The sequence below is a fragment of the Geoalkalibacter sp. genome, assembly GCF_030604225.1.
Lineage (GTDB): Bacteria > Desulfobacterota > Desulfuromonadia > Desulfuromonadales > Geoalkalibacteraceae > Geoalkalibacter.
In genome coordinates this window covers 1-12,985 of the sequence record NZ_JAUVWH010000094.1, presented here as the reverse complement: position 1 = coordinate 12,985, position 12,985 = coordinate 1, and the positions used below count along the sequence as shown (strand labels likewise).

Genomic DNA, 12,985 nt, shown 5'->3' with positions numbered 1-12,985 from the left:
TTCGTTGCAGAGAGCCGGCGGGTGGTGCGAGCCGGTACGAAAGCGGCCGAACTCGCCTTGGAGCTGCTCGGGTCAAACCGGTCGAGGCACCGGCCAGCCCGGGCCGTGAGCCTGCGTTAAGGGAAAAACAAGGATCCGGGCGAACCGGATCGAAACAGGGTGGTACCGCGAAGCGATCGAGCTCTCGCCCCTGCACGGGCGAGGGCTTTTTTTGTGACCAATGAAAGGGGGTGGTCTTTTGGAATCGGACCTGAGTGATCTATCGGCCTTGGCCCCGCGTGCGAAACCAAAGACGGCCCTTCACCGGATAGGACAGGCTGCCAACCAGGAGGAACCATGAGCAACGAACGCATTATCAAGATTTTCGATACCACCTTGCGCGACGGCGAGCAGTCCCCCGGCGCCAGCATGAACATGGATGAAAAGCTGCGCATCGCTCATCAGCTGGAAAAACTCAATGTCGATGTCATCGAAGCCGGCTTTCCCATTGCTTCCGAGGGGGATTTCGAAGCGGTCAGGAAGGTTGCCCAGACCATCAAGGGGCCGCAGATCGCCGGTTTGTGCCGCGCCAACAACCTGGACATCGACCGGGCCTGGGAGGCGCTCAAATACGCCAAGGATCGCGGGCGCATCCATACCTTCATCGCCACCAGCGACATCCACATGAAGTACAAGCTCAAGATGAGCGAACAGCAGGTGCTCGATACGGCGGTCAAGGCCGTGCAGCGGGCCAAGAGCTATACGCAGAACGTTGAATTTAGCGCCGAGGACGCGGTGCGCACCCGTCTGCCGTTTCTCGCCAAGGTGGTGCAGGCGGTGATCGAGGCCGGCGCCACCACGGTCAACATCCCCGATACGGTCGGGTACACCATTCCCTCGGAATTTTTCGAAATCATCAGCTATCTGCGCCAGAACGTGCCCAATATCGAGCAGACCGTCATCTCGGTACACTGCCACAATGACCTGGGCCTGGCTGTCGCCAACAGCCTGGCCGCCGTTCAGGCCGGCGCCGGGCAGGTCGAGTGCACCATCAACGGCATCGGTGAGCGTGCCGGCAACTGCTCCCTCGAGGAAGTGGTGATGGCCCTGCGTACCCGCCATGACGTGCTGCCCTACAAGACCAATGTGGTTACCGAGCATATCTATCCGACCAGCCGCATGCTCTCGACCATCACCGGCATCGTCGTGCAGCCGAACAAGGCCATCGTCGGCGCCAACGCCTTCGCCCACGAGGCGGGCATTCACCAGCACGGCGTGATCATGGAGAAATCCACCTATGAGATCATGACCCCTGAATCCATCGGCCTCAACCAGAACAAGCTGGTGCTGGGCAAGCACTCGGGCCGTCATGCCTTCAAGCAGCGCCTCGAGGAGATGGGCTACGATCTGAGCAAGGAGGATCTGGACAAGGCTTTTGTGCGCTTCAAGGCCCTGGCCGATGCCAAGAAGGAAATTTTCGACGAGGATCTCGATGCCATCATCGCCGACGAGATCGTGCGCATGCCGGAAAAATACAAGTTGTTGCAGATGAATGTGTCCTCGGGCTCCTTTGCCTCGCCCACGGCGACCGTGGAAATTGAAATCGACGGCAAGGTGAAAAAGGGCGCGGTGATCGGCGTCGGTCCGGTGGATGCCACCTTCAAGGCAATCAAGAAACTCACCGGCAGCAAGGCTCGGTTGCTCGCCTTCAACGTCGGCGGCATCACCGGCGGCACCGACGCCCAGGGCGAATGCACCGTGCGTCTGGAAGCCGACGGGCGCGAAACCATCGGCCAGGGCGCCCATCCCGACATCATCGTCGCCAGCGCCCGGGCCTACATCAATGCGCTGAACCGCCTGGCCTCGACCCTGGAGCGCAAAAGCGCCCAACTCTAAACTGATTTCCTTGCGCAATGGATTCGCGGGCGGCCTCGGGGCCGCCCTGTTTTTGTCGCCTTGCGGCATGGCAAGGAACTGCGTTGCCCGCGGTGACTGCTTTGGGTTAGACTACGCCACTCGCATCACTCGTTAAAAGGAGCTGTTATGGGAAAAACCATCGCCGAGAAGATCTTCGACGCGCATCTGCGTGACGAACCGTTCTCTGGAACCTATGTTCTCGACCTCGACCGGGTGCTCTGCCATGAGATCACCACGCCGGTCGCCATCGCCGATCTGGAATGGCGCGGCAAGGATCGGGTGTTCGACAACACCAAGATCAAAGCGGTCATCGACCATGTGACGCCCGCCAAGGACAGTAAGACCGCCCTGCAGGGCAAGATGCTGCGCGATTGGGCGCATCGTCACGCCATCAAGGATTTCTTCGACGTCGGCCACAACGGCGTCTGCCATGCCCTGTTCCCGGAAAAAGGCTACATTCGCCCGGGCTTCACCGTCATCATGGGCGACAGCCACACCTGCACCCATGGCGCCTTTGGCGCCTTCGCCGCCGGGGTCGGCACCACCGACCTCGAAGTCGGCATTCTCAAGGGTGTGTGCGCCTTTCGCAAGCCCAACACCATCCGCATCAACCTCACCGGCACCCTGGCGCCGGGCGTCTACGCCAAGGACGTGATCCTCTACGTCATCGGCCAGATCGGCGTCAACGGCGCCACCGACCGGGTCATCGAATTCCGCGGCAACATCGTCGACGAGATGTCCATGGAGGCGCGCATGACGCTCAGCAATATGGCCATCGAGGCCGGCGGCACCAGCGGCATCTGCCTGCCCGACATGACGACCGTGGACTATCTCTGGCCCTTCATCCAGAACGATTACCCGAGCAAGGAAGCGGCCTGCGAGGATTTCCGCCGCTGGCACTCCGACGAGGACGCGGTGTATGAAAAAGTCCTCGATTTCGATGTCTCCACCCTCGAACCCATGGTCACCTACGGTTACAAGCCCGATTGCGTCAAGCCCGTGGGCGAGTTGGCCGGCGCCCGCGTCGATCAGGTCTACATCGGCACCTGCACCAACGGCCGCATCGAGGATCTGCGCGTGGCCGCCGCGGTGCTCAAGGGCAAAAAGATCGCCGAACACGTGCGCGGCATCGTTTCGCCCGCGACACCGAAAATCTTCAAGGATGCTCTCAAGGAGGGGATCATCGACATCTTCATGGATGCCGGTTTCTGCGTCACCAATCCCACCTGCGGCGCCTGTCTGGGGATGAGCAACGGGGTACTCGCCGAGGGTGAGGTCTGCGCCTCGACCAGCAACCGTAACTTCAACGGGCGCATGGGCAAGGGCGGCATGGTGCATCTGATGAGTCCGGCCACCGCCGCGGCCTCGGCCATCGCCGGGGTGATCGCCGACGCCCGGAAACTCTAGGTCCCTGGCCAGTCTGAGGAAGGGGCGCAACGCGTGCGCCCCGGCATGAATTTAATCTCGTGGAGAAGATACCATGAAAAAGACTTTCGGCGGCCCGGCGATTTTTCTCGACCGCTCCGACATCAATACCGATGAAATCATTCCCGCGAAATACTTGACGGAAGTGACCAAGGAGGCCCTCAAGCCCTATATCCTTGAGGATCTCAAGCTGGAAGGCTTCGATCCCAAGGGCCAGGCGCTGAAAAACGCGCGGGTGCTGGTGACCCGCGAAAACTTCGGCTGCGGCTCCTCGCGCGAGCATGCCCCCTGGGTGTTCGAGGTCAACGGCATTCACACCATCATCGCCCAGAGCTACGCGCGCATTTTCCGGCAAAACACCTTCAACGGCGGCATGCTCGCCATCGAGCTGCCCAAGGCCGACATCGACCGCCTCTTCGCCCTGTCCCGGGAGGGCGCGGTGGAGATCGCCGTGGATCTGGAGGGCCAGACCCTCAAGGCTCGCGCCGGCGGCCGCGAGGAAACTTTACGGTTCGAGATCAGCCCTTTCGACAAGGCCCTGGTGCAGGCGGGCGGCTGGGTCGAGTTCGCCGACGCGCGCTACTGAGGGATGGTTCCGCGGCAACATCTCATGTGATCCCAATTTTTCAAGGAGAGTCGTTTCATGGCCAAATCGTTTAAAGTTGCGGTGCTGCCTGGTGACGGCATCGGTCCCGAAGTCATGGCCGAAGCCCTGCGGGTGCTCGATGCCGTGGAGAAGAAATACGACGTGCGTTTTGAACGCACCTTCGCCAATGTCGGCGGCGCCGGCATCGATCTGGAGGGCAAGGCCCTGCCGCAGACCACGGTGGATATCTGCAAGGGCTCCGATGCCATCCTCTTCGGCTCGGTGGGCGGGCCCAAATGGGAGAGCCTGCCGCCCGACGAGCAACCCGAGCGCGGCGCCCTGCTGCCCCTGCGCAAGATCTTCGGCCTCTACGCCAACCTGCGCCCGGCCATCATTTTCCCGGCCCTGACCGGTGCCTCCAGCCTTAAGGAAGAGGTTATCGCCGGCGGCTTCAACGTGCTGGTGGTGCGCGAGCTGACCGGCGGCATCTACTTTTCCCAGCCCAAGGGCATCGAAGGGCAGGGGCGCGAGCGCATCGGCGTCGACACCATGCGCTACAGCGTGCCGGAAATCGAGCGCATCACCCATGTCGCCTTCCAGGCCGCGCGCAAGCGCGACAAACGGGTGACCTCCATCGACAAGGCCAACGTGCTCTCGACCTCAGTGCTGTGGCGCGAGATCGTCGAAACCGTGGCGAAAGACTATCCCGACGTCAAGCTCAGCCACATGTACGTGGATAACGCCGCCATGCAGCTGGTGCGCTGGCCCAAGCAGTTCGATGTGATTCTGTGCGAGAACATGTTCGGCGACATTCTCTCCGACGAGGCAGCCATGCTCACCGGTTCCCTGGGCATGCTGCCCTCGGCGTCGCTTGCCGAAGGCAGCTTCGGCATGTACGAGCCCTCCGGCGGCAGCGCCCCCGACATCGCCGGGCAGGGCATCGCCAATCCCATCGCGCAGATCCTCTCGGCGTCCATGATGCTGCGCTATTCCTTCGCCCTGGTCGAGGCGGCCGACGCCATCGACGCGGCGGTGGAAAAGGTGCTCAATCAGGGCCTGCGCACCGGCGATATTTTCCAGAACCGCCCGGGGGAAAAGAAGGTCAATACCAAGGAGATGGGCGACGCCATCGTCGCGGCGCTCTGATCCTTGCGGAAGAACCGGCATGCACAGGGGGGGGCGGTTACACGCCCCCCTTTTTTCTCTTCAAGGCACCGCCATGCTCGATGATCTGATTCTGGGGCGGTTTGTCCCCGGCCAATCCCTGCTGCACCGCTTCGATGCGCGCCTCAAGCTGATCCTGCTGCTCAGCTTGATCGTTACCGCCCTTGCCTCCTCGCACTTTGGCACGCTTGTGGCCCTGAGCGCCCTGACGCTGCTGCTCGCCTCCGCCTGCGGGGTTCCGGGACGCCGGTGGTGGCGGGGTTTGTGGATGTTTCGTTGGCTGTTTCTTTTTACTTTGCTGCTGCATCTGCTGTTTTCCCCGGGGCGGACTCTGTTGGACATGGCGTTTCTGTCCTATGACGGGCTGCAGCACGGCCTGCGGGTCATCTGGCAACTGGCCTTGGCCGTGCTGCTGTCCTCGGTTCTCACCTTGACCAGTTCTCCCGCAGCCCTGGCGCGCGGCCTGACCGCCCTCGCGGCGCCCTTGCAACGGGTGCGGATTCCCGTGGCTCGCGCCGGCGATTTTTTGCTGCTGATCCTGTATTTTCTTCCGCTGCTGCGCGAGGAGTTGGCCCGCGCCCGCCCTTTAGGCGGCCCGCACCCGCAGGGCTTGCCCGCGCGGTTGCGCCAGCTGCGTGACAGCCTGGCGCCCTTGCTGATGCGCCTCGCGGATCGTGCCGAGGATCTCGCGCAAGCCATGGCGCGGGGCGACCGGTGGGGCGAAGACCCGCGGGAACCTGCCGTCGTGCCTCTGTCCGGTCGGCAGAATTGGGGGATCTTTTTTGCCGGGCTGCTTCTGCCCGTGATTCTCCTTGGACTGCGCTTGTGGCCAACATCTGTCTGATCCTGGAATTTGACGGCACGGCCTACGCCGGGTGGCAGGTACAGGCCAATGGCGTCTCCGTCCAGCAGGTGGTGGAAGCCAAGCTGGCGGAGTTGCTTGGCGCGCCGGTGCGCCTTGTCTCCTCGGGACGCACCGATGCCGGAGTCCACGCTCGCGGCATGGTCGCCAACTTCCACACCGACCGGGACCTGCCCCTGAGCGCCTACCGCGAGGGGCTCAACCGCCTGTTACCGGCGGACATCGCGGTACGCGAGGCACGCCAGGTCGGCGAGGATTTTCATGCGCGCTTCGCCGCCCGCGGCAAATGGTACCGCTACTCCCTTTGCCTTACGCCCGTGCGTTCCCCCTTGCAGGGGCGCTATTCCTGGCAGTTGCGCGCCCCCCTTAATGCCGAGGCGATGGCTGAGGCCGCCCGGCACCTGGTCGGCGTTCACGACTTTGCCGCCTTTCGGACCTCGGGCTGTGACGCCCGGACCACCGTGCGTGAGATTTTTTCCGTGGATATCCAGGCCGAGGAGCCGCTGCTGCATATCGATGTGCGCGGCAGCGGCTTTTTGCGCAACATGGTGCGCGTCATGGTCGGCACCCTGGTCGAAGTCGGTCTGGGCAAGAGGGCGCCCGGAGATGTCGCCGCGCTGCTCGGCGGATGCGGGGAGCGCGCCGGACGTACCGCCCCGCCGCAGGGTCTGTGTCTGATGGAGGTCTGGTACTAAGCTGCGGGTGCCTTGCAAATGGTGGCTTGGCGGCTATAGTCTGGATGAACCACGGACCGGCGGATTAAATCATGAAAAAACGCATGAAGATTCTCGTGCCTCTGGATTTTTCCAAGTACAGCCTTGAAACCCTCGGCTTTGCCCTGGGCCTGCGCGACCACTTCGATGCTTCCTATCACCTGCTTTATGTGGTGGTCGATGGTGAAATCGAGTATTTTTCGCCCCTTGCGGGAGTGCCCCGGGACGAACAGCGGCGCAAAATGGATGAAGCCCTCCATCAGTTGGAGCAAGAAGCCGCACGCGTTCGCGAAAGCGCACCCGGGGTCAGGGTCGAAGCCGTGGTGCTTGCGGGAATCCCTTACAAAGAAATCTGCCGCTACGCCGACAAGGAAAGCATGGATTTGATCGTGATCGGCACCCATGGCCGCACCGGCCTGTCCCACCTGCTCATCGGCAGCACCACCGAGCGGGTGGTGCAGCAGGCGTCCTGTCCGGTGCTGAGCATTAAACCCTCCATTCTCTGAACCCCCGAAAAAACTCCCGAAAGCCCGGGAAAATCCCTTGACATCCCATTTCCTTTCGGCTAAGTTCTCAACTTCTGTGAGCCCCGTTGATTATTTCACAGATGACTGTATAGAGAGGATTTGCATGAGCACCCGAATCGTAATGAATTCCCAGGCCGAGAAGGACTGGTACGTGGTTGATGTCGAGGGCAAGGTTCTCGGTCGCGCCGCTACGGAAGTCGCCCGCGTTCTGCGCGGCAAGCACAAGGCAATCTATGCGCCCAGCGTCGATGCCGGTGATTTCGTGATTATCGTCAACGCCGACAAAATCCGCCTGACCGGCAACAAGATGGCCGACAAGATGTACTATCGCCACACCGGTTATCCCGGCGGCCTCAAGTCCATCAACGCCGAAAAGCTGTTGGCGAGCAAGCCGGAAGAGCTGATCCGGAAGGCAATCAAGGGCATGCTGCCCAAGAACAAGCTCGGCCGCCAGATGATCAAGAAGCTCAAGGTCTATGCCGGGGCCGAACACCCCCATCAGGCCCAACAGCCCAAAGAATTGTCTATTTAAAGCTCCAGGAGATAGGAAAGAATGGCTCAGGAAACCTTTATCGCCACCGGCAAGAGAAAAACCTCCGTGGCCCGGGTGCGTATGATTCCCGGCCAGGGCAGGATCATGGTCAATAACCGCACCCTGGACGAGTATTTCGGCCGCGAGACGTCCAAGATGGTGGTCATGCAGCCCTTGGAGTTGACCCAGCGTGTCGGGCAGTTCGACATTTTCGTCAACGTTTCCGGCGGTGGCCCCTCCGGTCAGGCCGGCGCCATCAAGCACGGCATCACCAAGGCGCTGCTCGCCGTCGACGTGGCCCTGCGCGGCAGCCTGAAGAAGGCTGGCTTCATCACTCGCGACAGCCGGGTCAAGGAGCGCAAGAAGTACGGTTTGCGCGGCGCCCGTCGCAGCTTCCAGTTCTCCAAGCGTTAATAAGCTCTTTTCGCCGCATTCAAAGGGAACCCCATGGGTTCCCTTTTTGCATTCAGAGGAGTTCGACATGGTCAAGGTTGCGATCGTTGGCGCCAGCGGTTATACCGGCGTTGAATTGCTGAGGCTGCTTCATGCCCATCCGTCGGTGGAGATCACCTGCGTGACCTCGCGGCAAAATGCCGGCGAGGACATCGCGGCGGTCTTTCCCTCCCTGCAGGGGGCGATCACCCAGGTGTGCGACGCAGTCGACGTGGAACTGGTTTGCGCCAAGGCCGATTTCGTTTTCACGGCGCTGCCCCATCAGACGGCCATGGCCGTGGTGCCCTCCTTTCTCCAGGCCGGCAAGCGGGTGGTGGATCTGTCCGCGGATTACCGTTTGCGCGATGTTGCGGTTTACGAACAGTGGTATCAGGCCCATACCAGCCCCGAACTGCTTGCCGAAGCCGTTTATGGGCTGCCGGAAATCAACCGCGAGCAGATTGTCACGGCGCGACTGGTCGCCAATCCCGGTTGCTATCCCACCAGTGTCGCCCTGGCCCTCAAGCCGCTGCTGGAAAAGAACCTCGTCGATACCTCAACCCTGGTGGCCGATGCCAAATCCGGCACCAGCGGCGCCGGACGCTCCGCCAAGCTCGGCAGCCTGTTCTGCGAGGTCAATGAGGGATTCAAGGCCTATGGCGTGGCCAACCATCGGCATACCCCGGAGATCGAACAGACCCTGAGCCAGGTTGCCGGTGCGCCGATCCGCCTGACCTTTACCCCGCACCTGCTGCCCATCAACCGAGGCATCCTGTCGACCTGCTACGGTCAGCTCCAGGCGGCGCTCTCGGCCGCCGACCTGCATCAGCTCTACCGCGACACCTACGCCGCCGAGCCTTTTGTGCGGGTCTTGCCCGACGGGGTCTATCCCAACGTCGCCTATGTGCGGGGCAGCAATTTTTGCGATCTCAACCTGGCGGTGGACGCCCGAACCGGCCGAGTCATCGTCATGGCGGCCATTGACAATCTGGTCAAGGGCGCCGCCGGTCAAGCCCTGCAGAACATGAACCTGATGCTGGGTTTCGAGGAAGGCCTGGGTCTGGGCCAGTTGCCCCTTTTTCCCTGATTTGCGCGGTTTTCCCCGGCCTCGCGGGGGGCGTTTCAAGTTGACTTCGGCACCCATTTGTGGTTTCTTAGGACGCTATATTTTGGGGTGATCTCAGACAATTTAAATGTATCTTGATGATTTTGATTTTGAATTGCCCGAGGAGCTGATCGCCCAGCATCCGCCCGAACGTCGTGATGCCTCGCGGCTCATGCAACTCGATCGCGCCACGGGCGCGATTCGCTCCCGGCGCTTTTCCGAGGTTGTGGACCTGTTTCGCCCCGGCGATGTGCTGGTTATCAACGATACCCGGGTCATTCCGGCACGTCTGCTGGGACACAAGGAGTCGGGAGGGCGCGTTGAGATCTTTCTGGCGCGCCGCCTCGCCCAGACCGAGGAGGTCTGGTTGTGTCTGACGCGTTCCTCAAAACCCCTGCGTCCCGGCGGTCAGCTGTTCTTCGAGGGTGGCCTGCGGGCCGAGGTTCTAGAGGAACAGGCGGAAGATGGTGGGCAGCGCCGCGTCCGCTTTGACGCCCCGGGGACGTTTCTCGACGTTCTGGAGCAGGTTGGGCGGATCCCCTTGCCGCCTTACATCAGCCGCCCTGACCAGCGGGAGGATCGCGAGCGCTATCAGACGGTTTTTGCCCGCTCGCCGGGCGCGGTTGCCGCACCCACGGCCGGTTTGCATTTTACCGCTGCGATCCTCGATGCCCTGCGGGCGGGCGGCGTCGAGATCTGCCCCCTGACCCTGCATGTCGGCCCCGGAACCTTTCTGCCGGTGCGGGTCGAGGATGTGCGCGCGCACCGCATGCACGGCGAAGCCTTCCTGGTGCCGGACGCCACGGCGCGTCAGGTCAACGCCGCCAAGACGGAGGGTCGCCGGGTCATCGCCCTGGGCACCACCAGCACCCGCGTGCTTGAATATGCCGTGGATGGGGCAGGGCGCCTGCTGGCCGGCGAGGGAATTTCCGATCTTTTCATCTATCCGGGCTTTCGTTTTCGCGTGGTCGATGCGCTGATCACCAATTTTCATCTGCCGCGCTCCACGTTGCTCATGCTGGTCTGTGCCTTCGCGGGACGCGATCGGACCCTATCCGCCTATCGCCGGGCGGTCGCGGAAGGTTTTCGGTTTTTCAGTTACGGCGATTGCATGTTTATTTCCTGACAGGCGGTAGTAAGGGTCTTGGAACGTTTTGCTTTTGCTCTTTTAAACAAGGATTCCGGCACCTCGGCGCGGCGCGGACGCATGCTCACGCCGCGCGGCGCCATTGAAACGCCGATTTTCATGCCGGTGGGCACCCAGGGCACGGTCAAGGGGTTGCTGCCGGAGGCGCTCAAGGATATCGGCGCCCAGATCATCCTGGCCAACACCTACCACCTGTTTCTGCGGCCCGGGCATGAAACCGTGCGTCGCCTCGGCGGGCTGCATGCCTTCATGAACTGGGAGCTCCCCATTCTTACGGACAGCGGGGGCTTTCAGGTGTTCAGCCTGGGGGAACTGCGTCGCATCACCGAGGAAGGGGTGGTCTTTCAAAGCCATCTCGACGGCAGCCGTCATCTGCTTTCCCCGGAGCTTTCCATCGAGGTGCAGCAGGCGCTGGGGGCCGATATCATCATGGCCTTCGATGAGTGCATCCCCTATCCGGCCACCCGGGATTATGTCGCCCAGTCGACCCAGCGTTCCACGCGCTGGGCGCTGCGTTGCAAGCAGGCGTTCAGGGGCGAGGCGGGCCAGGCGCTGTTTGGTATCGTGCAGGGCGGGATGTTCCCCGAACTGCGCCGCCAGAGCAGCGAGGAACTGCAGGAAATCGGTTTCGACGGCTATGCCGTCGGCGGGTTGTCGGTGGGCGAGGAGGCTTCCCTGATGTACGAGGCCATGGAGTCGACCCTGCCGCTGCTGCCGGAGGATCGACCTCGCTACGTGATGGGCGTGGGTACCCCGGAAAACCTGGTCGAAGGAATCAGTCGCGGGGTGGACATGTTCGACTGCGTCATGCCCACCCGCAACGCCCGCAATGGGGTGCTGTTCACCAGCTTCGGCAAGATAAGCATCAAGCAGGCGCGCTACGCTGAGGATTCGCAGCCGATTGATCCGGCCTGTGGCTGTTATGTCTGCCGTCACTATTCCCGCGCCTATTTGCGGCATCTTTACCAGAGTGGGGAGATCCTCGCATCGGTGCTCAACACGCATCACAACCTGCATTATTACCTCAATCTCATGGCCGAGGCGCGCCGGGCCATCGAAAACGGGCAATTCACGGAGTTTCGTCGGGATTTTTACCATCGCCGCGAGACGCAAGACAGCTGATCACTGCGGCGGGCGCCTTGGGCTCCGCCGGTTAGACAACCGCGATACATTCTAGAGGAGGACGATCTCAATGGTTTCTGAAGCTTTTGCCATGGCCGCCAACGGTGGAGCGCAGCAGGGCAACCCCTACTCGGGCATCATCATGCTGGTGCTCATGTTCGCCATCTTTTATTTTCTGCTCATCCGTCCGCAGCAAAAGCGCGCCAAGCAGCATCGCGAGCTGCTCGACGCCCTGCAGGTCGGCGACCAGGTGGTGACCGCCGGCGGTATTCACGGCCGCATCGCCACTCTGCAGGACACGGTGGTGACCCTGGAAATCGCCACCGGAGTCAAAATCAAGGTGAACCGCGCGTCCATCGCCAACAAAAAGGCGGCGGAATAAGCCCCTTTGCTCCATCCTTGCCGAGACCTCATGGGGGGCTGTCGGCGGAGAGCTAACGTAAGGAGAGTTGACCGATATGTCCAATAGCCTCAAGATGCGGGGTGCGCTCATCCTGCTGCTGCTTCTTCTGTCCCTCTTCGCCCTGGCACCGACCCTGGCCGGCAACAGTCTGCCCCAGTGGTGGCAACGGGCCTTCGACCCCATCCATCTGGGGCTCGATCTGCAAGGCGGGATGCACCTGATTCTCGGGGTGGAAGTGGAAAAGGCCGTTGAAAGTCGCATGGACAGTCTGATGGATCAGACCGAGGCGCTGTTGCGGGAGCGTGATCTCATCTACCGCGGGGTGACCCGCGATCCTTCAGGCATTCTCACCGTCACCGTCTATGACCAGGATGCGGGGCGGCAGGTCGATGCGCTCATGAAGGACAACTTTCCCAATCTCGAAGCCCAGACCCTGCCCCTTGAGGGCGGGTATCTCGCCAAGCAGTTCCGTCTCAGCGATCGGGAAATCGAGCAGATCAAGGATTACGCCCAGCGCCAGGCGCTGGAAACCCTGCGCAACCGCGTCGACCAGTTCGGCGTGACCGAGCCTGTCCTTCAGCGTCAGGCCGACAACCGGATTCTCATCCAGTTGCCCGGCGTCAAGGACCCCCAGCGCGCCATCGCCCTGCTCGGCAAGACCGCGCGGCTGGAATTCAAGATGGTGGCCGAGGAGGTCATGCCGCAGGATGCCGTGGCCGGCCGTCTGCCGCCGGGCACCGAGTTGCTCTACGAGCGGCGTGCCGATGCGCGCACCGGCGTGGTCAGTGAAACGCCCATCGTGGTCTATACCACCACCGTGCTGACCGGCGATCTGCTCTCCGACGCCCAGGTGCGCATCAATCCCCAGTTCAACGAACCCTATGTCTCCATCGACTTCAACGCCTTGGGCGCGCGGCGCTTCGACCAGATCACCGCGGCCAACGTCGGTAAGCGCATGGCCATCGTGCTCGATGACACGGTCTATTCCGCGCCCGTCATTCGCGAGCGCATTTCCGGCGGCAGCGCCCAGATTTCCGGCTCCTTCACCGAGCAGGAAGCCACGGACCTGGC

14 protein-coding genes are annotated in these 12,985 nt (G+C 62.1%); all 14 read left to right on the top strand.

Annotated elements, in window-relative coordinates:
• The first annotated feature begins 336 nt into the window (after positions 1–336).
• On the top strand, positions 337–1,875 hold the full coding sequence (locus tag QAT43_RS10710; protein ID WP_305043065.1) for a 2-isopropylmalate synthase: 1,539 nt from the start codon (positions 337–339) through the stop codon (positions 1,873–1,875).
• 147 nt (positions 1,876–2,022) lie between these two features.
• A complete protein-coding gene (locus QAT43_RS10705; RefSeq protein WP_305043064.1) occupies positions 2,023–3,303 on the top strand; it encodes a 3-isopropylmalate dehydratase large subunit in 1,281 nt (426 codons plus the stop codon).
• A 73-nt stretch (positions 3,304–3,376) separates the two neighbouring features.
• Positions 3,377–3,907, top strand: a complete 531-nt coding sequence (gene leuD / locus QAT43_RS10700) for a 3-isopropylmalate dehydratase small subunit (RefSeq protein WP_305043063.1) — start codon at positions 3,377–3,379, stop codon at positions 3,905–3,907.
• A 57-nt stretch (positions 3,908–3,964) separates the two neighbouring features.
• The gene (gene leuB / locus QAT43_RS10695; RefSeq protein ID WP_305043062.1) at positions 3,965–5,053 is read left to right on the top strand and encodes a 3-isopropylmalate dehydrogenase; all 1,089 of its coding nucleotides are present in this window, start codon (positions 3,965–3,967) and stop codon (positions 5,051–5,053) included.
• Between the two features lie 73 nt (positions 5,054–5,126).
• Positions 5,127–5,915 carry an energy-coupling factor transporter transmembrane component T family protein gene (locus QAT43_RS10690; RefSeq protein WP_305043061.1) on the top strand — a complete coding sequence of 263 codons (789 nt, stop codon included), beginning with the start codon at positions 5,127–5,129 and terminating at the stop codon, positions 5,913–5,915.
• On the top strand, positions 5,897–6,628 hold the full coding sequence (gene truA, locus QAT43_RS10685) for a tRNA pseudouridine(38-40) synthase TruA (protein WP_305043060.1): 732 nt from the start codon (positions 5,897–5,899) through the stop codon (positions 6,626–6,628). Before QAT43_RS10690 ends, truA begins: the two co-directional genes overlap by 19 nt.
• Positions 6,629–6,699: 71 nt before the next feature.
• Complete coding sequence (locus QAT43_RS10680) at positions 6,700–7,152, top strand: universal stress protein (RefSeq protein WP_305043059.1); 453 nt, start codon at positions 6,700–6,702, stop codon at positions 7,150–7,152.
• A 124-nt stretch (positions 7,153–7,276) separates the two neighbouring features.
• Positions 7,277–7,705 carry a 50S ribosomal protein L13 gene (rplM, locus tag QAT43_RS10675; RefSeq protein WP_305043058.1) on the top strand — a complete coding sequence of 143 codons (429 nt, stop codon included), beginning with the start codon at positions 7,277–7,279 and terminating at the stop codon, positions 7,703–7,705.
• A 21-nt stretch (positions 7,706–7,726) separates the two neighbouring features.
• Complete coding sequence (gene rpsI / locus QAT43_RS10670; RefSeq protein WP_305043057.1) at positions 7,727–8,119, top strand: 30S ribosomal protein S9; 393 nt, start codon at positions 7,727–7,729, stop codon at positions 8,117–8,119.
• 67 nt (positions 8,120–8,186) lie between these two features.
• Complete coding sequence (gene argC / locus QAT43_RS10665; RefSeq protein WP_305043056.1) at positions 8,187–9,224, top strand: N-acetyl-gamma-glutamyl-phosphate reductase; 1,038 nt, start codon at positions 8,187–8,189, stop codon at positions 9,222–9,224.
• Between the two features lie 106 nt (positions 9,225–9,330).
• Positions 9,331–10,368 (top strand): tRNA preQ1(34) S-adenosylmethionine ribosyltransferase-isomerase QueA, encoded by a 1,038-nt coding sequence (gene queA, locus QAT43_RS10660; RefSeq protein WP_305043055.1) that lies wholly within the window; start codon positions 9,331–9,333, stop codon positions 10,366–10,368.
• Between the two features lie 18 nt (positions 10,369–10,386).
• Positions 10,387–11,511, top strand: coding sequence for a tRNA guanosine(34) transglycosylase Tgt (gene tgt, locus QAT43_RS10655; RefSeq protein ID WP_305043054.1), 1,125 nt, complete (start codon positions 10,387–10,389; stop codon positions 11,509–11,511).
• A gap of 70 nt (positions 11,512–11,581) precedes the next feature.
• A complete protein-coding gene (gene yajC, locus QAT43_RS10650; protein WP_305043053.1) occupies positions 11,582–11,893 on the top strand; it encodes a preprotein translocase subunit YajC in 312 nt (103 codons plus the stop codon).
• 76 nt (positions 11,894–11,969) lie between these two features.
• Positions 11,970–12,985: SecDF P1 head subdomain-containing protein (locus QAT43_RS10645; protein ID WP_442900245.1), on the top strand; the 1,016-nt coding region annotated here is incomplete at its 3' end.

Excerpts from the sequence above, each read along its gene's own strand:
- rpsI (WP_305043057.1), top strand. The coding sequence starts at position 7,727 with ATGGCTCAGGAAACCTTTATCGCCACCGGCAAGAGAAAAACCTCCGTG.
- QAT43_RS10705 (WP_305043064.1), top strand. The coding sequence starts at position 2,023 with ATGGGAAAAACCATCGCCGAGAAGATCTTCGACGCGCATCTGCGTGAC.
- leuD (WP_305043063.1), top strand. The coding sequence starts at position 3,377 with ATGAAAAAGACTTTCGGCGGCCCGGCGATTTTTCTCGACCGCTCCGAC.
- queA (WP_305043055.1), top strand. The coding sequence starts at position 9,331 with ATGTATCTTGATGATTTTGATTTTGAATTGCCCGAGGAGCTGATCGCC.
- QAT43_RS10680 (WP_305043059.1), top strand. The coding sequence starts at position 6,700 with ATGAAAAAACGCATGAAGATTCTCGTGCCTCTGGATTTTTCCAAGTAC.
- leuB (WP_305043062.1), top strand. The coding sequence starts at position 3,965 with ATGGCCAAATCGTTTAAAGTTGCGGTGCTGCCTGGTGACGGCATCGGT.
- QAT43_RS10710 (WP_305043065.1), top strand. The coding sequence starts at position 337 with ATGAGCAACGAACGCATTATCAAGATTTTCGATACCACCTTGCGCGAC.
- argC (WP_305043056.1), top strand. The coding sequence starts at position 8,187 with ATGGTCAAGGTTGCGATCGTTGGCGCCAGCGGTTATACCGGCGTTGAA.
- rplM (WP_305043058.1), top strand. The coding sequence starts at position 7,277 with ATGAGCACCCGAATCGTAATGAATTCCCAGGCCGAGAAGGACTGGTAC.
- QAT43_RS10690 (WP_305043061.1), top strand. The coding sequence starts at position 5,127 with ATGCTCGATGATCTGATTCTGGGGCGGTTTGTCCCCGGCCAATCCCTG.
- yajC (WP_305043053.1), top strand. The coding sequence starts at position 11,582 with ATGGTTTCTGAAGCTTTTGCCATGGCCGCCAACGGTGGAGCGCAGCAG.